Origin of the sequence: Enterobacter cloacae complex sp. 342H5, assembly GCF_050030905.1 — a bacterium.
GTDB lineage: Bacteria > Pseudomonadota > Gammaproteobacteria > Enterobacterales > Enterobacteriaceae > Enterobacter > Enterobacter intestinihominis.
Map to the genome: position 1 here is coordinate 3,365,475 of NZ_JBLGVB010000001.1, position 25,626 is coordinate 3,391,100.

The window sequence follows — 25,626 nt, forward strand, 5'->3', positions numbered from 1 at the left end:
CCTGGAGGCCGCTGTTCTTAGCCTGACGTTTTTCAGTGCGAAAACGCAGCATTCTACACTACAACCTCGTCTGCTGGAAATGCACTTAGAGTCAGGTATAGCGCGAAGAGACGGCGTTTACTTTATTGCGATGTAAATAATAATAAAGCCCGGCAGATCACCGGGCCTCAGAAGAGAGCGTCTCAACACGAAGTTGGTCGGGTGCCAGTGCAACGCTGAGAATGACGGGCTGCCAGGCTTCCCGGGCGGTAAGCCTTGGGGAAACGCCTTTAGCAAGCCAGAACCCGCCCACACCGCCCAAGGCGGCACCGCACATGGCGGCCAAATCTGTGCCGAACAGCATCTGGAAAACCCCGCCCATCACGAAAAGTCCGGCGAGCGGAGAAAGGTAAACCAGTATGGCGGAAGTGAGCAGGCTGCCTTCAGCGATGCCGAGCTCCACTTTTTGCCCTGCCACCAGCGGCTGATCGCTCGACACAGCAATAGTGTGCGACGTTTGCGGCCCCAGCTTATTCAATACGCGGCTGCCGCAACCGGCTCGCGAAGCGCAGCTGCTGCATGATGCTTTAACGTCACAGCTGACAAGCGCTACGCCATCCTGCCAGGATACGACCGTCGCCCACTCTTTAATCATTGCGCAGCCCTGAATTTGATGCTGTCTGAAATACGTTTTGCTGTTGGCGGCGGTAATTCACCAACAATGGTAATTTCCGCATTATCGCGTACCGTCGTGCTAACCGTCCGGCGACCGGTACGGAGCATCTGTTCGGAACTGTTCGCCGTAGCGCGATTGATATTCACCGAGAAGCTAAATAGCCCATCGGAATAGAGGCGTGACTCAACCGGTGTTTCGATAGTCGGCAGCTGGCGACGGCTGCTGGATACTTCGCTGAATCCTTGCGGGATCCAGGAAGGTACCCAGTTGAAATTGACAGAATCGCCGGCAGGTACGGAAAGCAAAGGCGGCAGGCTGGCTTTGGCCAGATTCTGCATACTGTTGCCAACCTGACCGTTCACGTCGAAGGAGATCACGCGGAACTGCTCCAGCGTTTCACCGTCGCGATCGAGCAGATCAACGCGCATCGGCAGCTTCGTCTCTGCGTCAATCCAGACGATATAGCTGTAACGTGTCCCATCCCGCGCGACTACGCGGATCACTTCGCACAACCTGTCGGCAATACGCGTTCGCCCCACCGAGATAAAATCATAGTAGGGGGCGAGACGTTTAAAATCGGTGTAAATGAGCGATGGCAGGGAATCAACGATGTAGTCACCATTGAGCGTAAACGGCTCAAGGCCTGGCTCGAAATAGCTGATTTCGTTCCCACGCTGGACCACTTCCCGACGCGGGCCATCCATCTGTAAAAGCTGGGCGAGCGGCTGATTATCAAGGCGGGCGTGGCGATAGCGTAACGATTCGACACCCTGCTTATTGATGCTAATAAATGCCAACTCGTAATTGAGTGACTGGCTGGCCAGATTCATTTGCTGCAACAACGCCCCGGATGAAACATCAGCCGAGGCGTTAGCAGAGAAGAACAGGCTACCCGCCATCAAAGACATGGCGAACCAAAGTTGCTTCATTACTGCGATTGCGTTCCTAAAGTTTGGTTTCCTGGCACCTGCACAGCAGCCTGCTGGGTTTGGGCCTGCTCAAACTGAAGCTGCTCGGAGTGCAGACGACGCTGCAACTCGTAATCCTGCAACATCGCATTAATGCGACGACGCTGCTCCTGTACCTGCTGTTGCTGTCCGCCGCTTGCGGAGGCATCTGCCGGTACGCCCAGGCTAACCGGACTGGCTTTACCCATCATCGGCAGCGTATTGAACACTGGCGCTTCAGGCTGCTGACTGGCTTCAGACTGGGTATTATAGTGCTGGACCCCAACGATAACTGCAAGCGATACACACGCAGCGACTCCCATCTGGGTGAGCTGGCTGGCCCATGGACGCACCTTGTGCCAGAACGGCATTTTCTGCCACTGGTGAGGTGCAGGCTGCGCTTCAGGAATAAGCGGCGTGGTCTGATGAACAGGTTCGTTCTCAATGGCCGCCATAACGCGTGCTGAGATATCGAAATGGAGAACATCGCTGGTATCACCCCGCAGAGTGTCGCGGATAAGATGATAGTTCTCCCAGGTCTGTTGCATTTCGGGAGAATGAGACAACTCATCGAGCAGCTCACTATCCAGCATTTCACCATCCATTAAAGCGGAAAGTTTTTCTTTCTGCATGCCTAATACCTTTTCCAGTATCCCGCTATCGTCAACGCCTGATAAGCGGTTGAACTTTATTATCAATGGCTTCTCGCGCACGGAAAATTCGTGAACGAACCGTGCCGACCGGACAATCCATGATGGCGGCTATCTCTTCATAGCTTAGGCCATCCAGCTCCCGTAACGTAATTGCCATGCGTAAATCTTCCGGGAGCGACTCGATCGTGCGAAAAACGATTTGTCTCAGTTCTTCTGACAACATTAAGTTCTCAGGGTTCGAAATTTCTTTCAGCGCGCCGCCACTTTCGAAGTTTTCTGCATCGATAGCGTCAACATCACTTGAAGGCGGACGACGCCCCTGAGCAACCAAATAATTCTTAGCCGTATTGACTGCAATACGATACAGCCAGGTATAAAAAGCACTATCCCCCCGGAATGAATCCAGCGCGCGATAGGCCTTAATAAAAGACTCTTGTACCACATCAGGAACATCGCCTGACGGTACATAGCGGGAAACCAGACTCGCTACCTTATGCTGGTAGCGCACCACCAGTAGGTTAAAAGCTTTCTGATCTCCCTTCTGGACCCGTTCAACCAGGACCTGGTCCGTTAACTGCTCGCTCATCCGAGGTAATGTCTCCCCAAACCAAATTCCACGCGTTATCGAAACGCCACTCTAACAACATTGCACTTTGAGCAAGCACCGAATTAGAGCGTCTGTTCTTCAATAAGTTCCGTAACGCCTTTGTTTTTGTTCATCGCGCCGCAGACCGTTCATTTTCTCTCATTATAAGTCTGTTCACGATACGCACCCGCTTTCTGACAAGAATCATTAACTTTATCGTCAGAAGAGTAACGCAACACAGGCTTTATTTCACCACAAAATCTGAAGCTAACGATCTGCTTCGCAAAATAATTCCAGTCATTTAGCGATGATTTAACTTCCGGCCATCCGTTTAGTCATTGCAACACGCTTCAAAAAAAACGTGCGATAACTCGCATCACAATGCTATTCTGCCCAGACCATGTTTAGTAAATTAAACAAACATCATGAATACAACGCCTGAACTCCATTGTGATGTACTGATTATCGGCAGCGGTGCTGCTGGCCTCTCCCTCGCGCTGCGCCTGGCGGAACATCAGAACGTAATCGTGCTGAGTAAAGGGCCGATGAGCGAAGGTTCCACCTTCTATGCACAAGGCGGTATTGCCGCCGTGTTTGATGAAACGGACAGCATTGCCTCACACGTAGAAGACACTCTGATTGCCGGTGCCGGGATCGTGGATGAGCATGCCGCAGAGTTTGTCGCCAGCAATGCCCGCCACTGCGTGCAATGGCTTATCGACCAGGGCGTGCTGTTTGATACGCAGGTTCAGCCTAATGGTGAAGAGAGCTATCATCTGACCCGTGAAGGCGGGCACAGCCATCGCCGTATTCTGCACGCTGCTGATGCAACAGGAAAAGCGGTTGAAACCACGCTGGTCAGCAAAGCCCTCAGCCATCCCAATATTCGGGTGCTGGAGCGCAGTAACGCCGTCGACCTGATTATTTCCGATAAAATTGGCCTGCCCGGCACGCGCCGTGTTGTCGGCGCATGGGTGTGGAATCGGAATAAAGAGAAGGTGGAAACCTGCCAGGCTAAAGCCGTTGTGCTGGCGACCGGCGGCGCCTCCAAGGTTTACCAGTACACGACTAACCCGGATATCGCCTCCGGAGACGGTATCGCCATGGCCTGGCGCGCAGGCTGCCGCGTAGCGAATATGGAGTTTAATCAGTTCCATCCTACCGCCCTGTTCCACCCGCAGGCACGTAACTTCCTGTTAACTGAAGCGTTGCGCGGCGAAGGCGCGTATCTCAAGCGACCGGACGGTTCCAGGTTTATGCCGGACTTCGACCCCCGAGGTGAACTTGCCCCGCGGGATATCGTGGCCCGCGCCATTGACCACGAGATGAAGCGGCTTGGCGTGGACTGTATGTATCTGGACATTAGCCATAAACCGGCAGACTTTATTCGCCAGCACTTCCCGATGATTTATGAAAAGCTGCTGAGTCTGGGTATCGATTTAACCCGCGATCCGGTGCCGATTGTGCCTGCCGCCCACTATACCTGTGGCGGGGTGATGGTTGACGATCATGGTCGTACCGACGTGGATGGTTTGTATGCGATCGGCGAGGTCAGTTACACCGGCCTGCATGGTGCGAATCGCATGGCATCAAACTCATTGCTGGAGTGTCTTGTGTATGGGTGGTCGGCTGCGGAAGATATAACCAAACGCATGCCCTATGCACGTCCAACAACGCACCTGCCAGCATGGGATGAAAGTCGGGTAGAGAACCCGGACGAACTGGTGGTTATCCAGCATAACTGGCACGAGCTGCGGCTTCTCATGTGGGATTATGTCGGGATTGTACGCACAACGAAGCGTCTGGAACGCGCGTTACGCCGCATCATGATGTTGCAGCAGGAAATTGATGAATATTACGCCAACTTCCGCGTTTCCAATAATCTGCTGGAGCTGCGCAACCTTGTGCAGGTTGCCGAGCTGATTGTACGCTGTGCGATGATGCGCAAAGAGAGTCGTGGCCTGCATTATACGCTGGACTATCCCGACCCGCTGGAAACGTCCGGCCCGTCGGTGTTGACGCCGCAGGTTCACATAAACAGATAAAAGGCCTGGGTCAGGGCAGTGTAATCTTCGGAATAACGCTGGTCTGGCCCGCGAATAACCATCCTGTCGGTAAAGCACTCCCCCTCTTTCGGCGAGAGCGCCAGCAACACACGGTGCGGTAAGCGACCTTCCGTATCCGAAATATCGGTACGAAGACGCAAACTCCAGCCGATATCCCGAGCGATCTCAATGAAGGTGTTACCCGTGCTTTCGGGCAAGACCACGCAGAAAAATCCCTCTTCCGAGATGAGTTCCGCCGCGCTGGTCAGTAGCGCCTTGTGATCGAGCGAGCCGGTGTAACGTGCCTGCTCGCGTTCCGGCGTTCCACACTCCACACCTGGCGTGAAATACGGCGGATTGCTGACGATCAAATCGTAACGCGCAGTCTGCTCCGGTGCCCAGGTCAGGACATCGGCGCATTCCACCCTGATCCGTTCTGCCCACGGAGAATCGGCAGCGTTTTCGCTTGCCTGCTGGGCCGCCTGAGGATCAAGCTCAACGGCGTCGATAGTGACGTGTTCTTCTGTACGCTGCGCCAGCATCAGCGCCTGAAGTCCGCTGCCCGTACCAATATCCAGAATGCGTTTTACACCTGCGACAGGGGCCCATGCACCCAGTAAAATACCGTCTGTACCGACTTTCATTGCGCAACGATCGTGCGCCACAAAAAATTGTTTAAACGTAAAACCATCGCGGCGCAACTGCGCTTTGAGTTGAGACATGTCAGGGCAACCTTCTGTGTGAAACTGGAGTAGCATAGGGGAAAGCGAAGTGGTCGAAAAGCGATATCCATACAAACAGATGAAGATTACAGCCGTAACGTCTATAATCAGCGCCCCACACAGAGGTAGAACATGACTGTAACGACTTTTTCCGAACTTGAACTCGATGAAAGCCTGCTCAATGCTCTTGAGAGTAAAGGCTTTACACGCCCGACCGCCATTCAGGCCGCGGCCATTCCGCCTGCGCTTGAGGGCCGCGATGTGCTCGGTTCTGCGCCAACCGGCACGGGGAAGACAGCAGCCTACTTGCTGCCTGTGTTGCAGCATTTGCTCGATTTTCCGCGTAAAAAATCAGGGCCGCCGCGCATTTTGATCCTGACCCCGACCCGTGAACTGGCGATGCAGGTTGCCGAACACGCGCGTGAGCTGGCGGCGAACACCCATCTGGATATCGCGACCATCACCGGCGGCGTAGCGTATATGAACCACGCCGAAGTGTTCAGCGAAAACCAGGATATCGTTGTCGCGACGACAGGCCGTCTGCTGCAATACATAAAAGAAGAGAACTTCGACTGCCGGGCGGTGGAAACGCTGATTCTCGATGAAGCTGACCGCATGCTGGACATGGGCTTTGCCCAGGATATCGAACACATCGCGGGTGAAACGCGCTGGCGTAACCAGACAATGCTGTTCTCGGCAACCCTTGAAGGGGATGCCATTAAAGATTTCGCCGAACGTCTGCTGGAAGATCCGGTGGAAGTGTCCGCTACGCCATCGACGCGTGAGCGTAAGAAGATCCACCAGTGGTACTACCGCGCAGATAACCTTGAGCATAAGGTTGAGTTGCTGAAACATCTGCTGAAGCAGGAAGAAGCAACCCGTACCATCGTCTTCGTACGTAAACGCGAGCGCGTGCATGAGCTGGCAGAAATGTTGCGCAACGCTGGCATCAACAACTGCTATCTCGAAGGTGAAATGGCACAAGTTAAGCGTACCGAAGGGATTAAGCGCCTGACCGATGGTCGCGTGAATGTGCTGGTTGCAACCGACGTTGCCGCGCGCGGGATCGACATCCCGGACGTGAGCCATGTGATCAACTTTGATATGCCGCGCAGCGGTGATACTTACCTGCACCGTATTGGTCGTACCGGCCGTGCGGGCCGCAAAGGGATTGCTATTTCTCTGGTAGAAGCGCACGACCATCTGCTGCTCCAAAAAATTGGCCGCTACGTTGATGAGCCGCTAAAAGCTCGTGTGATTGACGAACTTCGTCCGACGACACGTGCACCGAGTGAAAAAATGACGGGTAAACCGTCTAAGAAAGCGCTCGCGAAACGTGCTGAGAGAAAAGAGAAAGAAAAAGAGAAGCCGCGCGTGAAGCAGCGCCACCGCGATACCAAAAATATTGGTAAGCGCCGTAAGCCAAGTTCTGCTGCGCCAGAGACAAAAACTGAAGAGTAAAAAAAAGCCGGGACATTCCCGGCTTTTTTATTCCACCCCCGAAGCTGAAACCTTACAGGCTTTCAGTAAAGGTACGGGCGATAACGTCGCGCTGCTGTTCCGGAGTCAGAGAGTTGAAACGCACCGCATAGCCAGACACACGGATGGTCAGCTGCGGGTATTTTTCTGGGTTCTCAACAGCATCCATCAGCGTTTCACGACGCAGGACGTTAACGTTCAGGTGCTGACCACCTTCCACGCGCACTTCTGGTTGCACTTGCATTGGAATTTCACGGTATTCAATTTCGCCCAGTTTGCTCACCGGAACGATTTCGTCTTCCGCAAAACCTGCTTTCGCTACTACACAGCGCGCTTCGTTTTTTTCGCTGTCCAGCAGCCAGAAAGAGTTCAGCAGATCGTCATTTGCAGCTTTAGTAATCTGGATACCTGTAATCATGTGTTGCCTCCCTTAGGCTACATTAACTGATGCTGGCCTTTTGCGGCCAATTGGTAAAACCATTGTTTGTTGTGTGTATATATAACATTCAGACCCGGGTGATTTATTGATTTAAATCAACAAAATCACTAACCACATAAAGAGTGTGGTCTGAATTTTTTGTTTTAGATCAATTTTAATGATTTACCAATTCAACTTACCCTGCCTGGTTTTCAACATAAATTGAGACACTTAGCCGCTTTTCCGCGGGTAATTTTGCTCACCAGGCATTAGCAGGTAAGCTAGGCAGAGAATGAAATTCGCAGGAGAGCGAGATGACAACACCTTTAACCTGGCATGACGTGCTGGCAGAAGAGAAGCAGCAGCCCTATTTTATTAATACCCTCAGTACCGTTGCGGCTGAACGGCAGGCCGGCCAGACAATTTATCCACCGCAGAAAGATGTATTTAACGCCTTTCGCTACACCGAACTGAGCGACGTGAAGGTGGTTATACTGGGGCAGGATCCGTACCATGGTCCCGGGCAGGCTCACGGACTGGCATTTTCCGTGCGTCCGGGCGTGGCCATTCCCCCTTCTCTGCTGAATATGTATAAAGAGCTGGAAGGAACGATTCCGGGTTTCATCCGCCCTAATCACGGTTATCTGGAAAGCTGGGCGCGCCAGGGCGTGCTGTTGCTGAATACCGTATTAACCGTCCGGGCGGGTCAGGCACACTCCCACGCCAGTCTGGGATGGGAAACCTTTACCGATAAGGTTATCAGCCTGATCAATGAGCATCGTGAAGGCGTCGTGTTTTTACTCTGGGGTTCACATGCCCAAAAGAAAGGGGCGATTATCGATCGTCAGCGCCATCACGTACTGAAAGCACCGCACCCGTCGCCGCTGTCTGCGCATCGCGGTTTCTTTGGCAGTAACCATTTTGTTCTGACGAATGAGTGGCTGGAAAAGCGTGGCGAAAAGCCGATTGACTGGATGCCTGTGTTACCGGCAGAGAGTGAGTAGGGTTTGAATGTGCCGGGTCAGGCCCGGCACATAAAAGGCTTATGCCTTGTTCTGACGCCACCATTCGGCCAGCAGCACGCCGGTCGCAACGGATACGTTCAGGCTTTCAACGTTGCCAGTGCCGTCGATAGAAACGCTCATGTCAGCGCTGGAGAGTGCCGCATCAGACAGACCATCGCGCTCCTGACCTAACACCAGCACCATTTTGCGCGGCAACGTCGCTTTAAACAGCGGCGTAGCGGCGCGGCTTGAGGTGGTGACAATGGTGTAGCCCGCGTTACGGAATTGCTCAAGGGCCTCCAGCACGCTGTCGCCGGTGATCGGCTGAACATGCTCAGCACCGCCTTCTGCGGTACGGATTGCCGCACCGGATTCCAGCAGCGCGGCATCCTGCAACAGAACGCCTTTCACGCCAAAGTGCGCGCAGCTACGCATCATAGCGCCCAGGTTATGCGGGTTACCCACATCTTCCAGCGCCAGCACACAGTCATCGGCATCCGCCTGGCTGACCCACTGCTGCACGGTGGTGCCGTTACGTTTTTTGATCAGGAAGCAGACGCCGCCGTGGTGTTCAGTCCCGGACGCTTTTGTCAGCTCGGCATCGTCAACCACGTGGTAGGCTTTACGGTTCGCCGCCATCCAGCGCAGCGCTTCTTTAAAGCGCGGGGTCACGCTCTGGATAAACCATGCGCGAACGATACACTCCGGGCGGCTCTGGAACAGGGCCTGACAGGCGTTCTCACCGTAGACACGGGTCTCTTCCGCACGCTGACGACGCAGCACTTCCGGATCGATAAAGCTTTTTCCGCTGATACCGCCGTGATCGGCTTTTTCGGTCGCCTCTTCACCGGGCGCGCGAGAAACGGTACGCCATGGCGATCCACCGTCGCGGACAAAATCATCGCGTTTGCGATCGTCACGCTTACGGTCATCACGTTTGCGGTCATCGCCGCGGTTATTTCTGTCATCGCGGGCGGGGCGACGGCCACCGTCTGCACGAGAAGACGCCGGACGCCCGCCACCTTTTCCGGTACGCGGATTTTGGGTGCGTTTATCAGAGTCATCATCACTGCGGACATACATCACTTTGACCTTGCCGCTTTTGTTTTTCATTTCGTCGTTCATGCTTTTCTCCACCAGCGCTGCGCGAAGCGCGCAGATTACCCGATGTGCAAGCTCATAGCCATAATTTCGTACAAAAGCCTGTGACTATTGTTCCCATTGAATAAAACGCGTTGTCGATTTATACAGGCTCACTGATAATATGTAACATATCAGAAACATTATCGGCGTTCTGCCGTTGTTCCACGGCTCTATCAGAGGTTAGTTATGAATACCGTATGTGCCAACTGTCAGGCTTTAAACCGCATTCCGGACGATCGGATGGATGACGGTGCGAAATGCGGGCGTTGTGGCCACGAATTATTTGATGGCGATGTCATTAACGCGACGGGTGCTACGCTGGACAAACTCCTCAAGGACGATCTGCCGGTTGTGGTCGATTTCTGGGCACCGTGGTGCGGCCCCTGCCGTAACTTTGCGCCCATCTTCGAAGACGTGGCTGAAGAGCGCAGCGGGAAAATGCGTTTTGTTAAAGTGAATACCGAAGCGGAACGTGAACTCAGCGCCCGTTTTCGCATTCGCAGCATTCCAACCATTATGATTTTCAAAAATGGGGAAGTGATCGACATGCTCAATGGTGCAGTACCGAAGGCACCTTTCGACAGCTGGTTAAACGAATCCCTGTAACATTCACGGGGCACATCTTGTGCCCCGTTCTCTCCTCTGCGAAAATGGGTTTTTTCCTGCCTTTTCGCCCATGACTGATAACGCTGTACTTCAATTACGCGCCGAGCGCCTTGCGCGCGCAACCCGCCCTTTTCTGGCCCGAGGCAATCGTATTCGCCGCTGCCAGCGCTGCCTTTTACCGCTGAAAGTGTGTCTGTGCGAAACGCTTACACCGAGCGAGGCGAAAAGCCGCTTTTGTCTGGTCATGTTCGATACCGAACCGATGAAGCCCAGCAACACGGGGCGTTTGATCGCCGATATTCTGCCCAACACCGCAGCGTTTCAGTGGTCGCGCACTGAGCCACCTCAGGCTCTGCTTGACCTGGTGGCAAACCCGGACTATCAGCCCATGGTCGTTTTCCCGGCATCATATGCAGGCGAACAACGCCAGGTGCTTACGGCGCCACCATCCGGTAAGCCGCCGCTGTTTATTATGCTCGACGGCACCTGGACCGAAGCAAGAAAGATGTTTCGCAAAAGCCCTTATCTTGATGCGCTGCCGGTGATTTCCGTCGATCTGTCGCGCGTTTCGGCCTATCGCTTACGAGAAGCGCATGCCGAGGGTCAATATTGCACCGCTGAAGTCGCCATTGCGCTACTGGATCTGGCGGGCGATACCCAGGCGGCCAGCGCATTAAGCTCCCACTTCTCCTGCTTCCGCGAACGTTATCTGGCAGGAAAAACCGTTCATAAGGGTAGCGTCACAGCAACAGAGACAGAAAGCGTTTAAAATCATCAGGTCGCTTGCATTCACAGGAGGCCTGCATGAGCCAGAGAGGGTTAGAAGCGCTACTCCGTCCGAAATCCATTGCCGTTATTGGCGCTTCGATGAAACCGGACCGCGCAGGGTATCTGATGATGCGTAACCTGCTGGCTGGCGGGTTTAACGGCCCGGTCATGCCCGTTACGCCCGCTTATAAAGCGGTACAGGGGGTGCTGGCATGGCCGGACGTGCAAAGTTTACCGTTTGTTCCCGACCTCGCCGTGCTCTGTACGCATGCGAAACGAAACCTCGAATTGCTTGAGTCGCTCGGTCAGAAAGGCTGTAAAACCTGCATTATTCTTTCCTCGCCTCCTGAACAGCAGCCCGAACTGCTGGCCTGCGCCAGCCGCTACCAGATGCGCATTCTTGGTCCAAATAGCCTCGGTCTGCTTGCGCCCTGGCAAGGGCTGAATGCCAGTTTTTCCCCGGTTCCGATCCGTAAAGGCAAACTGGCCTTTATTTCACAGTCGGCAGCGGTATCCAATACCATCCTCGACTGGGCGCAGCAGCGTGAGATGGGCTTTTCCTATTTCATCGCCCTCGGCGACAGCCTGGACATTGACGTTGATGAGCTGCTGGATTTCCTGGCGCGTGACAGCAAAACCAGCGCTATCCTGCTCTACCTTGAACACCTGAGTGACGCCCGTCGTTTTGTGTCGGCGTCGCGTAGCGCATCGCGTAATAAACCGATTCTGGTCATCAAAAGCGGGCGCAGCCCCGCGGCTCAGCGCCTGCTGCAATCCCATTCCGGGATGGATCCCGCATGGGATGCAGCGATCCAGCGCGCCGGTTTACTGCGGGTACAGGATACGCACGAGCTTTTTTCCGCCGTCGAAACGTTGAGCCACATGCGTCCCCTGCGCGGTGAAAAGCTGATGATTGTCAGCAACGGAGCCGCTCCCGCCGCCCTGGCGCTGGACGAACTCTGGCTACGCAACGGCAAGCTGGCCACGCTGGGTGAAGAGACGCTCCAGCGCCTGCGGGACGCGTTACCGGGAAGCGTTGTTCCCGATAATCCCCTCGATTTGCGCGATGATGCCAGCAGCGATCGTTACATTAAGGCGATCACGATTTTGCTGGATAGCCAGGACTTTGATGCGCTGATGATTATCCATTCGCCCAGCGCGGTTGCGCCAGGCAGCGAAAGTGCACGAACGCTGATTGAGGCTGTCCGAAACCATCCGCGCGGCAAATACGTCACCCTGCTGACCAACTGGTGCGGCGAGTTCTCCTCGCAGGAAGCGCGACGTCTGTTTAGTGAAGCCGGGTTGCCAACCTACCGTACGCCAGAGGGCACCATAACCGCGTTTATGCATATGGTTGAGTACCGCCGCAACCAGAAGCAGCTGCGTGAAACGCCTGCCCTACCGGGCAACCTCACAGCAAATTCGGTGGACGTACACAGTTTATTGCAACAGGCCATCGAAGAGGGCGCCACTTCGCTTGATACGCATGAAGTGCAACCCATTCTTGGCAGCTATGGGATGCAAACACTGCCGACCTGGATTGCCGGTGACAGCGCTGAGGCGGTACATATCGCTGAGCAGATTGGCTATCCGGTCGCGCTGAAGCTGCGCTCCCCCGATATTCCGCACAAATCGGATGTTCAGGGCGTCATGCTGTATCTGCGCACCGCGACAGAAGTACAACAGGCCGCGGATGCCATTATCGATCGCGTTAAAATGACGTGGCCACAGGCCCGGATCCACGGCCTGCTGGTGCAGAGCATGGCTAACCGAGCAGGTGCGCAGGAGCTGCGCGTGGTCGTCGAACACGATCCGGTTTTTGGTCCACTCATTATGCTGGGTGAAGGCGGCGTTGAATGGCGGCCAGAAGAACAAGCGGCTGTCGCGCTTCCACCTCTAAACATGAACCTGGCGCGTTATTTGGTTATTCAGGCCATCAAAAGTAAAAAAATCCGCGGCAGAAGCGCTCTGAGGCCGCTTGATATCGCCGGGTTAAGCCAGTTTCTGGTGAAGGTCTCCAACCTCATTGTTGACTGTGCGGAGATCCAGCGCCTGGACATCCACCCGCTCCTCGCTTCCGGAAATGAATTCACTGCCCTCGACGTGACGCTGGAAATTGCGCCATTTGTCGGTGACCGGGAAAGCCGTCTCGCCATTCGTCCTTATCCTCTCCATCTGGAAGAGTGGGTGGAGATGAAAAATGGAGAGCGGGCACTGTTTCGCCCTATCCTGCCGGAAGACGAGCCGCTGCTGCGAGCGTTCATCTCGCAGGTGACGAAAGAAGATTTGTACTATCGCTATTTCAGCGAAATTAATGAATTTACCCACGACGATTTAGCCAATATGACCCAGATCGACTACGATCGAGAAATGGCGATTGTGGCGGTCCGCCGTTCCGCAGAGGGAGAAGAGATCCTCGGCGTGACGCGTGCCATTTCCGACCCGGATAACGTGGATGCGGAGTTTGCCGTACTGGTGCGTTCCGATCTTAAAGGTTTGGGTTTGGGCAGACGGCTGCTCGAAAAACTCATTGGTTATACGCGCGATCACGGATTGTCACGGCTCAATGGCATTACTATGCCAAATAATCGGGGTATGGTGACCCTGGCGCGGAAGCTCGGTTTTGACGTTGATATCCAGCTGGATGAAGGCATTGTCTCTTTGTCCCTCAGCCTGACTTCGACGGATAAACAAGAGTAAGCTGCTGGAAATGTTACCCACTTTTCCCGGCACTGGGGTATCATTGTCCGCTTATGTTGTTTGCCTGGTACAGACAACCCTTCAATGAACAGAGAAGAAACGCACTGTGATGTTGTCAAAATTTAAGCGTAATAAACATCAACAACACCTTGCTCAACTACCGAAGATTTCTCAGTCAGTTGATGATGTAGAGTTCTTTTATGCTCCCGCTCATTTCCGGGAGACGCTTCTTGAAAAGATTGCCAGCGCTACGCGACGTATTTGCATTGTGGCGCTCTATCTTGAACAAGATGAAGGTGGGCGTGCGATCCTGAACGCGCTCTATGAAGCGAAACGTCAGCGTCCGGAACTGGATGTTCGCGTGCTGGTTGACTGGCACCGTGCTCAGCGTGGCCGTATTGGTGCGGCTGCCTCGAATACCAATGCGGACTGGTATTGCCGCATGGCCCAGGAAAATCCGGGTATTGATATCCCGGTATATGGCGTACCGGTGAATACCCGTGAAGCGCTTGGCGTTCTTCATTTTAAAGGATTTATCATTGATGACAGCGTCCTTTATAGCGGCGCCAGTCTGAATGATGTGTATCTCCATCAGCTCGATAAATACCGTTACGATCGCTACCATCTTATCCGTAATCCGCAGATGACCGACATCATGTTCAACTGGGTTGATAAAAACCTGGTTCATGGCCGGGGTGTGCACCGTCTTGACGATCCTCATCGCCCGAAAAGCCCGGAAATCAAAAACGACGTTCGCTCCTTCCGCCAGGAGCTGCGCGATGCGGTTTATCGTTTCCAGGGTGATGCCAATAATGAAGAACTGTCCGTTACGCCTCTGGTAGGCCTGGGTAAATCCAGCCTCCTGAACAAGACTATCTTCCATTTGATGCCGTGCGCGGAGCATAAGCTCACCATCTGCACCCCGTACTTCAACCTTCCCGCCGTTCTGGTGCGTAATATCATTCAGCTGCTGCGTGATGGTAAAAAGGTGGAAATCATTGTCGGGGATAAAACGGCAAACGACTTTTTCATTCCGGAAGATCAGCCTTTCAAGATCATCGGCGCACTGCCTTATCTCTATGAGATTAACCTGCGCCGCTTTCTGAGCCGTTTACAGTACTATGTGAACACGGACCAGCTCGTCGTGCGCCTCTGGAAAGATGAAGATAACAGTTATCATCTCAAAGGAATGTGGGTTGATGACGAGTGGATTCTGCTGACCGGTAATAACCTGAACCCACGCGCCTGGCGTCTGGATTTGGAAAACGCCATTCTTATTCACGATCCTCAGCATGCGTTAGCCGCGAAACGCGATCGTGAGCTGGAGCTTATACGCACGCATACCACAGTGGTTCGTCATTATCGCGATCTGCAAAGCATCGCTGATTACCCGGTGAAAGTTCGCAAGCTGATTCGCCGTCTACGTCGGATCCGTATCGATCGCCTCATCAGCCGCATTCTGTAATACACGAGCCCTGTCATCGACGGGGCTTTTTTATGGAGCCTGTTAATGCGTACGCCTTGCCTGATAATCCCTCTTTTGCTGACAGGTTGCAGCCATATGGCTAATGATAACTGGTCGGGTCAGGATAAAGCTCAGCACTTTCTGGCGTCGGCAATGATGTCCGCTGCGGGTAATGAGTATGCGCTGCACCAGGGTTATAGCAGGGATCGAAGTGCCACAATAGGCCTGATGTTCTCCATCAGCCTGGGGGCATCAAAAGAACTTTGGGATAGCCGCCCCTCGGGAAGTGGCTGGAGCTGGAAAGATTTTGCCTGGGACGTAGCCGGGGCAACAACCGGCTACGCCGTCTGGCAGATGGCGCATTATTAAAGGCGGATACCTTTTCCTTTGCGATGCAGCATCAGCGAGACAATAAACGCCAGCGCTCCCATTACGGTGACATACCAGAAGAAGGTCGTTTCACTGCCCCACGACTTAAGCGATAGCGCGACATACTCCGCCGAACCGCCGAACAGGGCATTCGCGACCGCATAAGACAGGCCTACACCCAGCGCCCTCACCTGTGCGGGAAACATTTCCGCTTTCAAAATGCCACTGATTGCCGTGTAAAAACTGATAATAATGAGCGCCACCATGATTAAAGCGAAAGCGGTATACGGAGAGGTTGTATGCTGTAGCGCCGTCAAAAGCGGAACGGTACCCAGGGTTAGCATGCCGCCAAAGATCAGCATGGAGGTACGGCGACCAATTTTGTCCGACAGCGCGCCGACAATCGGCTGGATGAGCATAAAGACGAGTAACGCCACCGTCATGACGACACTCGCAACGTTTGCATGCATGCCCGTGGTGTTAACCAGATATTTTTGCATGTAGGTGGTGAAGGTATAGAAACTTAGCGAGCCCGCGGCGGTAAAACCTAACACCATCAAAAATGCTTTGCGGTTTCGCCAGAGCCCCTTCATCGAGCCCGCCTCTTTCAGCGCCCTGACCTCCTGTTGAGAGGTTTCATCAAGCTGACGGCGTAGCCACAGGGCGACAACCGCCAGGGCAGCGCCCATAGCAAACGGGATGCGCCAGCCCCAGGCGCGCAAATCTTCATCGCTAAGGATTTGTTGCAGGATCACCACAACCAGTAACGCCAGTAGCTGTCCGCCAATGAGGGTTACATACTGGAATGATGCATAGAAACCTTTGCGCCCTTCAACCGCCACTTCGCTCATGTATGTCGCACTGGTGCCATATTCGCCACCGACCGATAGCCCCTGGAACAGACGTGCCAGCAACAACAACGCCGGTGCCCATGTTCCGATAGTCTCATAACCGGGCAGGCAGGCAATCACCAGCGAGCCGACGCACATCATGCATACAGAGATGAGCATGGATGTCTTGCGCCCTTTCCTGTCCGCGATCCTGCCGAATAGCCATCCACCGATAGGGCGCATCAGGAACCCGGCGGCAAAAACGCCTGCGGTTTGCAAAAGCTGAGTTGTGGTGTTCCCTGACGGGAAAAAGATATGCGCAAAGTAGAGTGAACAAAATGAATAGACGTAAAAGTCAAACCACTCTACAAGGTTTCCTGATGAGGCCCCAACGATTGCCCAAACCCGACGGCGAGTATCCTTACCTGCCAAATTGGTGTTATCCGTATCTGCACTGGCTACGGTTTCTGTCATTTTAATATCCCCTGTCTCACATTGCGGGCCTTTGCCCACAAACAGTAAAACCGGATTTAAAACGAATCGTTAGGTAAATAAAATGTTTCCAATATGTTTCATTGCGTTTTGTGAACTCGATCAGCTATCTAATTATTAGCGGACGCAGTAATTATCCCCAGGACTGCTGGTGGGCCTTTTTTCGCTGCAAGTAATCTTCGTCTGCACGAATTTTATCCCACCACTTTTTGAAGACTGCGGCTGCTTCTGCTTTTACTGGATCGTGATCGAGGGGTTTGACTTGTCGTTCCGCATCATACTTTTTACCGCCCTTATGATTCGCGTATCGCCGGGCGCGGGTATAGCCCATTTGTATGAATTTACGCGCCATATCCATACCTACAAAATCGTTTTTACTGCGGTACTCTTCAAAGAGAGCGTATATCTCTTGTGCCGAACGCGCTGCGACTTCAGAATTTTTAAAACGCCAGTGTGGAAGGATTTCGCTTTTATAAGGCTCGACCATCAATACGCCCTGCTCACCCCGGCCAACCTGATACCGTTCGGGATGTTCGCGAAAATTTATATTTGCAAAATCTTGTTGGTAATCAAAAGGACGAGTCAAAGCGGCACCATTGTTAAAATCGTTTTAACAATTGTAGGCCGGATAAGGGGAAGCCGCCATCCGGCATGTTTTTCCGCGCACAAAGCAAAAAACCCCGCACCTTCCGGTACGGGGTTCTTCCTGATTGATGCCTGGCAGTTCCCTACTCTCACATGGGGAGACCCCACACTACCATCGGCGCTACGGCGTTTCACTTCTGAGTTCGGCATGGGGTCAGGTGGGACCACCGCGCTAAAGCCGCCAGGCAAATTCTGTTAATCTGTATCAGGCTGAAAATCGTGTCTGTCTCTTCGCCGAAACAGCTTCGGCGTTGTAAGGTTAAGCCTCACGGTTCATTAGTATCGGTTAGCTCAACGCATCGCTGCGCTTACACACCCGACCTATCAACGTCGTCGTCTTCAACGTTCCTTCAGGAGACTTAAAGTCTCAGGGAGAACTCATCTCGGGGCAAGTTTCGTGCTTAGATGCTTTCAGCACTTATCTTTTCCGCATTTAGCTACCGGGCAGTGCCATTGGCATGACAACCCGAACACCAGTGATGCGTCCACTCCGGTCCTCTCGTACTAGGAGCAGCCCCCCTCAATTCTCCAGCGCCCACGGCAGATAGGGACCGAACTGTCTCACGACGTTCTAAACCCAGCTCGCGTACCACTTTAAATGGCGAACAGCCATACCCTTGGGACCTACTTCAGCCCCAGGATGTGATGAGCCGACATCGAGGTGCCAAACACCGCCGTCGATATGAACTCTTGGGCGGTATCAGCCTGTTATCCCCGGAGTACCTTTTATCCGTTGAGCGATGGCCCTTCCATTCAGAACCACCGGATCACTATGACCTGCTTTCGCACCTGCTCGCGCCGTCACGCTCGCAGTCAAGCTGGCTTATGCCATTGCACTAACCTCCTGATGTCCGACCAGGATTAGCCAACCTTCGTGCTCCTCCGTTACTCTTTGGGAGGAGACCGCCCCAGTCAAACTACCCACCAGACACTGTCCGCAACCCGGATTACGGGTCTACGTTAGAACACCAGCCATTAAAGGGTGGTATTTCAAGGTTGGCTCCACGCAGACTGGCGTCCACGCTTCAAAGCCTCCCACCTATCCTACACATCAAGGACCAGTGTTCAGTGTCAAGCTATAGTAAAGGTTCACGGGGTCTTTCCGTCTTGCCGCGGGTACACTGCATCTTCACAGCGAGTTCAATTTCACTGAGTCTCGGGTGGAGACAGCCTGGCCATCATTACGCCATTCGTGCAGGTCGGAACTTACCCGACAAGGAATTTCGCTACCTTAGGACCGTTATAGTTACGGCCGCCGTTTACCGGGGCTTCGATCAAGAGCTTCGCGTTGCCGCTAACCCCATCAATTAACCTTCCGGCACCGGGCAGGCGTCACACCGTATACGTCCACTTTCGTGTTTGCACAGTGCTGTGTTTTTAATAAACAGTTGCAGCCAGCTGGTATCTTCGACTGATTTCAGCTCCGCCCGCAGGGGCTTCACCTACCTATCAGCGTGCCTTCTCCCGAAGTTACGGCACCATTTTGCCTAGTTCCTTCACCCGAGTTCTCTCAAGCGCCTTGGTATTCTCTACCTGACCACCTGTGTCGGTTTGGGGTACGATTTCGTGTTACCTGATGCTTAGAGGCTTTTCCTGGAAGCAGGGCATTTATCACTTCAGCACCGTAGTGCCTCGTCATCACACCTCAGCGTTAACAAGGTACCGGATTTACCTGGAACCTCCGCCTACATGCTTAAACCGGGACAACCGTCGCCCGGCTGACATAGCCTTCTCCGTCCCCCCTTCGCAGTAACACCAAGTACAGGAATATTAACCTGTTTCCCATCGACTACGCCTTTCGGCCTCGCCTTAGGGGTCGACTCACCCTGCCCCGATTAACGTTGGACAGGAACCCTTGGTCTTCCGGCGAGCGGGCTTTTCACCCGCTTTATCGTTACTTATGTCAGCATTCGCACTTCTGATACCTCCAGCACCCCTCACAGGACACCTTCAACGGCTTACAGAACGCTCCCCTACCCAACAACGCATAAGCGTCGCTGCCGCAGCTTCGGTGCATGGTTTAGCCCCGTTACATCTTCCGCGCAGGCCGACTCGACCAGTGAGCTATTACGCTTTCTTTAAATGATGGCTGCTTCTAAGCCAACATCCTGGCTGTCTGTGCCTTCCCACATCGTTTCCCACTTAACCATGACTTTGGGACCTTAGCTGGCGGTCTGGGTTGTTTCCCTCTTCACGACGGACGTTAGCACCCGCCGTGTGTCTCCCGTGATAACATTCTTCGGTATTCGTAGTTTGCATCGGGTTGGTAAGCCGGGATGGCCCCCTAGCCGAAACAGTGCTCTACCCCCGAAGATGAATTCACGAGGCGCTACCTAAATAGCTTTCGGGGAGAACCAGCTATCTCCCGGTTTGATTGGCCTTTCACCCCCAGCCACAGGTCATCCGCTAATTTTTCAACATTAGTCGGTTCGGTCCTCCAGTTAGTGTTACCCAACCTTCAACCTGCCCATGGCTAGATCACCGGGTTTCGGGTCTATACCCTGCAACTTAACGCCCAGTTAAGACTCGGTTTCCCTTCGGCTCCCCTATACGGTTAACCTTGCTACAGAATATAAGTCGCTGACCCATTATACAAAAGGTACGCAGTCACCCCATAAAGAGGCTCCCACTGCTTGTACGTACACGGTTTCAGGTTCTTTTTCACTCCCCTCGCCGGGGTTCTTTTCGCCTTTCCCTCACGGTACTGGTTCACTATCGGTCAGTCAGGAGTATTTAGCCTTGGAGGATGGTCCCCCCATATTCAGACAGGATACCACGTGTCCCGCCCTACTCTTCGAGTTCACAGCATGTGTGCTTTCGTGTACGGGACTATCACCCTGTACCGTCGGACTTTCCAGACCGTTCCACTAACACACAAGCTGATTCAGACTCCGGGCTGCTCCCCGTTCGCTCGCCGCTACTGGGGGAATCTCGGTTGATTTCTTTTCCTCGGGGTACTTAGATGTTTCAGTTCCCCCGGTTCGCCTCGTTAACCTATGTATTCAGTTAACGATAGTGCAACGGATTGCACTGGGTTTCCCCATTCGGACATCGCCGGGTCAAAGGTTCATATCACCTCGCCGGCGCTTTTCGCAGATTAGCACGTCCTTCATCGCCTCTGACTGCCAGGGCATCCACCGTGTACGCTTAGTCGCTTAACCTCACAACCCGAAGATGTTTCACTTCCGATTGCGAAAATTTGAGAGACTCGAACACACATGAGCTGTGTGTCGTTTCAATTTTCAGCTTGATCCAGATTTTTAAAGAGCAAATATCTCAAACATGACTCGCAAGTCAGTTTTGAGATATGACGGCAGGTGACTTTCACTCACGAACCAGCAAGTGGCGTCCCCTAGGGGATTCGAACCCCTGTTACCGCCGTGAAAGGGCGGTGTCCTGGGCCTCTAGACGAAGGGGACGTACAGTCTCAATCGCAAGACGCCTTGCTATTTACTTTTCATCAGACAATCTGTGTGAGCACTACAAAGGCAGGTTCTTTAAGGTAAGGAGGTGATCCAACCGCAGGTTCCCCTACGGTTACCTTGTTACGACTTCACCCCAGTCATGAATCACAAAGTGGTAAGCGCCCTCCCGAAGGTTAAGCTACCTACTTCTTTTGCAACCCACTCCCATGGTGTGACGGGCGGTGTGTACAAGGCCCGGGAACGTATTCACCGTGGCATTCTGATCCACGATTACTAGCGATTCCGACTTCATGGAGTCGAGTTGCAGACTCCAATCCGGACTACGACGCACTTTATGAGGTCCGCTTGCTCTCGCGAGGTCGCTTCTCTTTGTATGCGCCATTGTAGCACGTGTGTAGCCCTACTCGTAAGGGCCATGATGACTTGACGTCATCCCCACCTTCCTCCAGTTTATCACTGGCAGTCTCCTTTGAGTTCCCGGCCGGACCGCTGGCAACAAAGGATAAGGGTTGCGCTCGTTGCGGGACTTAACCCAACATTTCACAACACGAGCTGACGACAGCCATGCAGCACCTGTCTCAGAGTTCCCGAAGGCACCAAAGCATCTCTGCTAAGTTCTCTGGATGTCAAGAGTAGGTAAGGTTCTTCGCGTTGCATCGAATTAAACCACATGCTCCACCGCTTGTGCGGGCCCCCGTCAATTCATTTGAGTTTTAACCTTGCGGCCGTACTCCCCAGGCGGTCGACTTAACGCGTTAGCTCCGGAAGCCACGCCTCAAGGGCACAACCTCCAAGTCGACATCGTTTACGGCGTGGACTACCAGGGTATCTAATCCTGTTTGCTCCCCACGCTTTCGCACCTGAGCGTCAGTCTTTGTCCAGGGGGCCGCCTTCGCCACCGGTATTCCTCCAGATCTCTACGCATTTCACCGCTACACCTGGAATTCTACCCCCCTCTACAAGACTCTAGCCTGCCAGTTTCGAATGCAGTTCCCAGGTTGAGCCCGGGGATTTCACATCCGACTTGACAGACCGCCTGCGTGCGCTTTACGCCCAGTAATTCCGATTAACGCTTGCACCCTCCGTATTACCGCGGCTGCTGGCACGGAGTTAGCCGGTGCTTCTTCTGCGGGTAACGTCAATCGACAGGGTTATTAACCCTGTCGCCTTCCTCCCCGCTGAAAGTACTTTACAACCCGAAGGCCTTCTTCATACACGCGGCATGGCTGCATCAGGCTTGCGCCCATTGTGCAATATTCCCCACTGCTGCCTCCCGTAGGAGTCTGGACCGTGTCTCAGTTCCAGTGTGGCTGGTCATCCTCTCAGACCAGCTAGGGATCGTCGCCTAGGTGAGCCGTTACCCCACCTACTAGCTAATCCCATCTGGGCACATCCGATGGCAAGAGGCCCGAAGGTCCCCCTCTTTGGTCTTGCGACGTTATGCGGTATTAGCTACCGTTTCCAGTAGTTATCCCCCTCCATCAGGCAGTTTCCCAGACATTACTCACCCGTCCGCCACTCGTCAGCGAAGCAGCAAGCTGCTTCCTGTTACCGTTCGACTTGCATGTGTTAGGCCTGCCGCCAGCGTTCAATCTGAGCCATGATCAAACTCTTCAATTTAAGTTTGATGCTCGTGAATTAAACTTCGTAATGAATTACGTATGTTCACTCAGAGACTTGGTATTCATTTTTCGTCCGAGGACGTTAAGAATCCATGTCACTTTGAGTGCCCACACAGATTGTCTGATAAATTGTTAAAGAGCAGTGCCGCTACGTTTTCGCTGCGGCGCGGGGTGTGCATATTACGCTTCCCCGCTTCAGAGTCAAGCGTTTATTTTGCTTTTCTCTGCTGACCCGGCGGCTTGCGTGCCGTTGTTCCGTGTCAGTGGAGGCGCATTATAGGGAGTTATTCTGAGGCTGCAAGTGCAAAGTGAAAATTATTTACTGACTGCTCACTTTCCAGGCAAAACACATCTCAGACCTTAATTCTTGCCTGGTTTTTAAACAAAAACGAGCCGCACGCGGCCCGTTTTTGCGTTTTGTGACTTACTGCACTGCCACAATTCGGTCTTCGTTGGCTTCCAGACGGATAACTTTGCCCGGAACCAGCTCCCCGGAGAGGATTTGCTGCGCCAGCGGGTTTTCGATCTGCTGCTGGATTGCACGTTTTAACGGACGCGCGCCATAAACAGGATCGTAACCATTCTCGCTCAGCAGTTTCAGCGCATCATCCGAGATGTGGATTTCATACCCACGCTCTTCCAGACGCTTGTACAGACGCTGCAACTGGATCTGCGCAATCGACGCAATGTGTTTCTCACCCAGCGGATGGAACACGACTACTTCATCAATACGGTTGATGAACTCCGGACGGAAGTTTTGGCTGACCACACCCAGCACCAGATCTTTCATATGGCTGTAATCCAGCTCACCGAAGCGTTCCTGAATCAAATCGGAACCCAGGTTCGAGGTCATGATCACCACCGTGTTACGGAAATCGACCGTTCTTCCCTGCCCGTCCGTCAGGCGTCCATCATCCAGCACCTGCAACAGAATGTTAAACACGTCAGGATGAGCCTTTTCCACTTCATCCAGCAGGATGACGGAATAAGGACGACGACGAACCGCTTCCGTCAGGTAACCGCCCTCTTCATAACCGACATATCCCGGAGGCGCACCGACCAGACGCGAGACAGAGTGTTTCTCCATAAACTCGGACATATCGATACGCACCATCGCGTCATCGCTGTCGAACATAAAGTTAGCCAGCGCTTTACACAGCTCGGTTTTACCGACACCGGTTGGCCCCAGGAACAGGAACGAGCCGATGGGACGATTCGGATCGGACAGCCCCGCACGGCTACGACGAATGGCGTTAGATACCGCTTCGACCGCTTCGTTCTGGCCAATGACGCGCTGATGCAGATCCTGCTCCATACGCAGCAGTTTTTCGCGTTCACTTTCCATCATGCGAGCTACAGGAATCCCCGTCCAGCGCGCCAGCACTTCGGCAATCTCGGCGTCCGTCACTTTATTACGCAACAGACGCATGGTTTTGCCTTCCGACTGCGTGGCGATCTCAAGCTGTTTTTCCAGCTCAGGGATCTTGCCGTACTGTAGCTCGGACATCCGCGCCAGGTCCCCTACGCGACGCGCCTGCTCAATGGCAATTTTCGCCTGCTCCAGCTCCGCCTTGATTGTCTGGGTGCCAGAGAGGGAGGCTTTCTCAGCTTTCCACTCTTCTTCCAGCTCAGAATACTGACGCTCTTTCTCATCCAGCTCTTCGTTGAGCATATCGAGGCGTTTCTTACTCGCTTCATCAGACTCTTTGTTCAATGCCTGCTGTTCCAGCTTGAGCTGAATAATGCGGCGATCGAGTCGGTCCAGCTCTTCCGGTTTCGAGTCAATCTGCATACGGATGCTGGACGCCGCTTCATCGATAAGGTCGATGGCTTTATCCGGCAACTGACGGTCGGCAATGTAACGATGCGAAAGCGTCGCCGCCGCAACGATGGCCGGGTCAGTGATCTGCACATGATGGTGCAGCTCATAACGCTCTTTCAGACCACGCAAAATCGCGATGGTATCATCAACGCTTGGTTCTGCGACAAACACCTTCTGGAAGCGTCGCTCCAGCGCGGCATCTTTTTCAATGTACTGACGATACTCGTCCAGCGTAGTGGCACCGACGCAGTGAAGTTCACCACGTGCCAGCGCAGGTTTCAGCATGTTCCCTGCATCCATTGCGCCGTCAGCTTTACCTGCCCCCACCATAGTGTGCAGTTCGTCAATAAACAGGATGACGTTGCCTTCCTGTTTCGCCAGATCGTTCAGCACGCCTTTCAGACGCTCTTCAAATTCACCGCGGTATTTCGCCCCGGCCACCAGCGCGCCCATATCCAGCGCCAGTACGCGACGGCCTTTCAGCCCTTCGGGCACTTCGCCATTAACGATACGCTGCGCCAGCCCTTCAACGATGGCGGTTTTACCGACGCCAGGCTCACCAATCAGCACCGGGTTGTTTTTGGTACGGCGTTGCAGTACCTGAATAGTCCGGCGAATTTCTTCGTCGCGACCGATTACCGGGTCAAGTTTGCCCTGCTCGGCACGTTCGGTCAGATCGACCGTAAATTTTTTCAAAGCCTGACGTTGGTCTTCGGCTCCCTGGTCGTTCACGCTTTCACCTCCGCGCATTTTCTCAATCGCCTGGGTCACATTAGCGGTGGTTGCACCGGCGGATTTCAGCAGGTCGGTTAAAGTACCGCGTGATTCAAGCGCCGCCAGAACAAACAGCTCTGACGAAATAAAGTTGTCCCCACGTTTTTGCGCCAGCTTGTCGCAAAGGTTCAGTACACGCACCAGATCCTGTGACGGCTGTACGTCGCCACCGGTACCTTCTACCTGCGGTAAACGACTCAGCGCCTGATCGATGGCGGTGCGTAACTGGCCGGCATTAATGCCAGCGGACGTTAACAAAGGACGTACCGATCCCCCTTCCTGATTCAGCAAGGCGCTCATTAAATGAAGAGGTTCGATGAATTGGTTGTCGTGCCCCAGTGCGAGGGACTGGGCATCGGCGAGAGCAAGCTGGAATTTATTAGTAAGACGATCCAGACGCATAACTCCTCCCATAACAGGTCAAATTTGCTACTGGAGATTAAATGAGGTCATCCC

18 protein-coding genes, 1 tRNA gene and 3 rRNA genes are annotated in these 25,626 nt (G+C 53.6%); 8 read left to right on the top strand and 14 right to left on the bottom strand.

The window, feature by feature from the left end; genetic code table 11:
- Nucleotides 1-157 precede the first annotated feature (157 nt).
- From rseC to rpoE, 4 genes are read right to left on the bottom strand one after another with little or no spacing between them, the layout of a single operon-like run.
- The gene (rseC, locus tag ACQG03_RS15990) at nucleotides 158-634 is read right to left on the bottom strand and encodes a SoxR-reducing system protein RseC (protein WP_022649042.1); all 477 of its coding nucleotides are present in this window, start codon (nucleotides 632-634) and stop codon (nucleotides 158-160) included.
- On the bottom strand, nucleotides 631-1,584 hold the full coding sequence (rseB, locus tag ACQG03_RS15995) for a sigma-E factor regulatory protein RseB (protein WP_022649043.1): 954 nt from the start codon (nucleotides 1,582-1,584) through the stop codon (nucleotides 631-633). The genes rseC and rseB overlap by 4 nt, the downstream gene beginning before the upstream one ends.
- Nucleotides 1,584-2,234 (bottom strand): anti-sigma-E factor RseA, encoded by a 651-nt coding sequence (rseA, locus tag ACQG03_RS16000; RefSeq protein ID WP_022649044.1) that lies wholly within the window; start codon nucleotides 2,232-2,234, stop codon nucleotides 1,584-1,586. The genes rseB and rseA overlap by 1 nt, the downstream gene beginning before the upstream one ends.
- A 31-nt stretch (nucleotides 2,235-2,265) precedes the next feature.
- On the bottom strand, nucleotides 2,266-2,841 hold the full coding sequence (rpoE, locus tag ACQG03_RS16005; RefSeq protein WP_006176728.1) for an RNA polymerase sigma factor RpoE: 576 nt from the start codon (nucleotides 2,839-2,841) through the stop codon (nucleotides 2,266-2,268).
- A 425-nt stretch (nucleotides 2,842-3,266) separates the two neighbouring features.
- Between rpoE and nadB the strand changes: the two genes are divergently transcribed.
- On the top strand, nucleotides 3,267-4,886 hold the full coding sequence (gene nadB / locus ACQG03_RS16010; RefSeq protein WP_022649045.1) for an L-aspartate oxidase: 1,620 nt from the start codon (nucleotides 3,267-3,269) through the stop codon (nucleotides 4,884-4,886).
- On the opposite strand, the gene trmN is transcribed toward nadB, so the two are convergent.
- On the bottom strand, nucleotides 4,871-5,608 hold the full coding sequence (gene trmN / locus ACQG03_RS16015) for a tRNA(1)(Val) (adenine(37)-N(6))-methyltransferase TrmN (protein ID WP_023306727.1): 738 nt from the start codon (nucleotides 5,606-5,608) through the stop codon (nucleotides 4,871-4,873). The genes nadB and trmN overlap by 16 nt on opposite strands.
- A gap of 132 nt (nucleotides 5,609-5,740) precedes the next feature.
- Between trmN and srmB the strand changes: the two genes are divergently transcribed.
- Nucleotides 5,741-7,069, top strand: coding sequence for an ATP-dependent RNA helicase SrmB (srmB, locus tag ACQG03_RS16020; RefSeq protein ID WP_022649047.1), 1,329 nt, complete (start codon nucleotides 5,741-5,743; stop codon nucleotides 7,067-7,069).
- A gap of 52 nt (nucleotides 7,070-7,121) precedes the next feature.
- Here srmB and grcA read toward each other — a convergent pair whose 3' ends face one another.
- On the bottom strand, nucleotides 7,122-7,505 hold the full coding sequence (gene grcA, locus ACQG03_RS16025; protein WP_022649048.1) for an autonomous glycyl radical cofactor GrcA: 384 nt from the start codon (nucleotides 7,503-7,505) through the stop codon (nucleotides 7,122-7,124).
- Nucleotides 7,506-7,819: 314 nt separating this feature from the next.
- Between grcA and ung the strand changes: the two genes are divergently transcribed.
- Nucleotides 7,820-8,509 carry a uracil-DNA glycosylase gene (gene ung / locus ACQG03_RS16030; protein WP_063163906.1) on the top strand — a complete coding sequence of 230 codons (690 nt, stop codon included), beginning with the start codon at nucleotides 7,820-7,822 and terminating at the stop codon, nucleotides 8,507-8,509.
- A gap of 39 nt (nucleotides 8,510-8,548) precedes the next feature.
- Here the strand turns inward: ung and ACQG03_RS16035 are convergent, their stop codons facing one another.
- Nucleotides 8,549-9,634: a tRNA/rRNA methyltransferase gene (locus tag ACQG03_RS16035; RefSeq protein ID WP_023300740.1), complete on the bottom strand. Its 1,086-nt coding sequence runs from the start codon at nucleotides 9,632-9,634 to the stop codon at nucleotides 8,549-8,551.
- A 204-nt stretch (nucleotides 9,635-9,838) separates the two neighbouring features.
- On the opposite strand from ACQG03_RS16035, the gene trxC reads away from it, so the two are divergent.
- The 5 genes from trxC (at nucleotide 9,839) to ACQG03_RS16060 (ending at nucleotide 15,560) form a co-directional block, all read left to right on the top strand.
- A complete protein-coding gene (gene trxC / locus ACQG03_RS16040) occupies nucleotides 9,839-10,258 on the top strand; it encodes a thioredoxin TrxC (protein WP_003860733.1) in 420 nt (139 codons plus the stop codon).
- A 70-nt stretch (nucleotides 10,259-10,328) separates the two neighbouring features.
- A complete protein-coding gene (tapT, locus tag ACQG03_RS16045) occupies nucleotides 10,329-11,027 on the top strand; it encodes a tRNA-uridine aminocarboxypropyltransferase (protein WP_023306729.1) in 699 nt (232 codons plus the stop codon).
- Nucleotides 11,028-11,062: 35 nt separating this feature from the next.
- On the top strand, nucleotides 11,063-13,726 hold the full coding sequence (locus tag ACQG03_RS16050) for a bifunctional acetate--CoA ligase family protein/GNAT family N-acetyltransferase (protein WP_048966850.1): 2,664 nt from the start codon (nucleotides 11,063-11,065) through the stop codon (nucleotides 13,724-13,726).
- 109 nt (nucleotides 13,727-13,835) lie between these two features.
- Complete coding sequence (gene pssA / locus ACQG03_RS16055; RefSeq protein ID WP_063163905.1) at nucleotides 13,836-15,191, top strand: CDP-diacylglycerol--serine O-phosphatidyltransferase; 1,356 nt, start codon at nucleotides 13,836-13,838, stop codon at nucleotides 15,189-15,191.
- Nucleotides 15,192-15,236: 45 nt separating this feature from the next.
- Complete coding sequence (locus ACQG03_RS16060) at nucleotides 15,237-15,560, top strand: YfiM family lipoprotein (RefSeq protein ID WP_022649053.1); 324 nt, start codon at nucleotides 15,237-15,239, stop codon at nucleotides 15,558-15,560.
- On the opposite strand, the gene ACQG03_RS16065 is transcribed toward ACQG03_RS16060, so the two are convergent.
- The 7 genes from ACQG03_RS16065 to clpB all read right to left on the bottom strand — a co-directional run bounded on the left by ACQG03_RS16065 (nucleotide 15,557) and on the right by clpB (nucleotide 25,572).
- Nucleotides 15,557-16,864 (bottom strand): MFS transporter, encoded by a 1,308-nt coding sequence (locus tag ACQG03_RS16065; protein ID WP_022649054.1) that lies wholly within the window; start codon nucleotides 16,862-16,864, stop codon nucleotides 15,557-15,559. The two genes, ACQG03_RS16060 and ACQG03_RS16065, sit on opposite strands and share 4 nt — an antisense overlap.
- Before the next feature lie 151 nt (nucleotides 16,865-17,015).
- Nucleotides 17,016-17,468, bottom strand: a complete 453-nt coding sequence (locus ACQG03_RS16070) for a DUF4385 domain-containing protein (protein ID WP_032622345.1) — start codon at nucleotides 17,466-17,468, stop codon at nucleotides 17,016-17,018.
- Nucleotides 17,469-17,597: 129 nt separating this feature from the next.
- Nucleotides 17,598-17,713, bottom strand: a 5S ribosomal RNA gene (gene rrf, locus ACQG03_RS16075).
- Nucleotides 17,714-17,782: 69 nt separating this feature from the next.
- Nucleotides 17,783-20,688: ribosomal RNA gene (locus ACQG03_RS16080) — 23S ribosomal RNA — on the bottom strand.
- A 182-nt stretch (nucleotides 20,689-20,870) separates the two neighbouring features.
- Nucleotides 20,871-20,946, bottom strand: a tRNA-Glu gene (locus tag ACQG03_RS16085).
- A gap of 84 nt (nucleotides 20,947-21,030) precedes the next feature.
- A 16S ribosomal RNA gene (locus ACQG03_RS16090) occupies nucleotides 21,031-22,572 on the bottom strand.
- Together the 16S, 23S and 5S rRNA genes with 1 tRNA gene alongside form the textbook arrangement of a ribosomal RNA operon.
- A 426-nt stretch (nucleotides 22,573-22,998) precedes the next feature.
- Nucleotides 22,999-25,572 (bottom strand): ATP-dependent chaperone ClpB, encoded by a 2,574-nt coding sequence (gene clpB / locus ACQG03_RS16095; RefSeq protein ID WP_063152616.1) that lies wholly within the window; start codon nucleotides 25,570-25,572, stop codon nucleotides 22,999-23,001.
- Nucleotides 25,573-25,626 lie beyond the last annotated feature (54 nt).

Bases quoted from the DNA above. Each gene is read 5' to 3' on its own strand.
- rseC (WP_022649042.1), bottom strand. From the start codon at position 634: ATGATTAAAGAGTGGGCGACGGTCGTATCCTGGCAGGATGGCGTAGCG.
- rseB (WP_022649043.1), bottom strand. From the start codon at position 1,584: ATGAAGCAACTTTGGTTCGCCATGTCTTTGATGGCGGGTAGCCTGTTC.
- rseA (WP_022649044.1), bottom strand. From the start codon at position 2,234: ATGCAGAAAGAAAAACTTTCCGCTTTAATGGATGGTGAAATGCTGGAT.
- rpoE (WP_006176728.1), bottom strand. From the start codon at position 2,841: ATGAGCGAGCAGTTAACGGACCAGGTCCTGGTTGAACGGGTCCAGAAG.
- nadB (WP_022649045.1), top strand. From the start codon at position 3,267: ATGAATACAACGCCTGAACTCCATTGTGATGTACTGATTATCGGCAGC.
- trmN (WP_023306727.1), bottom strand. From the start codon at position 5,608: ATGTCTCAACTCAAAGCGCAGTTGCGCCGCGATGGTTTTACGTTTAAA.
- srmB (WP_022649047.1), top strand. From the start codon at position 5,741: ATGACTGTAACGACTTTTTCCGAACTTGAACTCGATGAAAGCCTGCTC.
- grcA (WP_022649048.1), bottom strand. From the start codon at position 7,505: ATGATTACAGGTATCCAGATTACTAAAGCTGCAAATGACGATCTGCTG.
- ung (WP_063163906.1), top strand. From the start codon at position 7,820: ATGACAACACCTTTAACCTGGCATGACGTGCTGGCAGAAGAGAAGCAG.
- ACQG03_RS16035 (WP_023300740.1), bottom strand. From the start codon at position 9,634: ATGAACGACGAAATGAAAAACAAAAGCGGCAAGGTCAAAGTGATGTAT.
- trxC (WP_003860733.1), top strand. From the start codon at position 9,839: ATGAATACCGTATGTGCCAACTGTCAGGCTTTAAACCGCATTCCGGAC.
- tapT (WP_023306729.1), top strand. From the start codon at position 10,329: ATGACTGATAACGCTGTACTTCAATTACGCGCCGAGCGCCTTGCGCGC.
- ACQG03_RS16050 (WP_048966850.1), top strand. From the start codon at position 11,063: ATGAGCCAGAGAGGGTTAGAAGCGCTACTCCGTCCGAAATCCATTGCC.
- pssA (WP_063163905.1), top strand. From the start codon at position 13,836: ATGTTGTCAAAATTTAAGCGTAATAAACATCAACAACACCTTGCTCAA.
- ACQG03_RS16060 (WP_022649053.1), top strand. From the start codon at position 15,237: ATGCGTACGCCTTGCCTGATAATCCCTCTTTTGCTGACAGGTTGCAGC.
- ACQG03_RS16065 (WP_022649054.1), bottom strand. From the start codon at position 16,864: ATGACAGAAACCGTAGCCAGTGCAGATACGGATAACACCAATTTGGCA.
- clpB (WP_063152616.1), bottom strand. From the start codon at position 25,572: ATGCGTCTGGATCGTCTTACTAATAAATTCCAGCTTGCTCTCGCCGAT.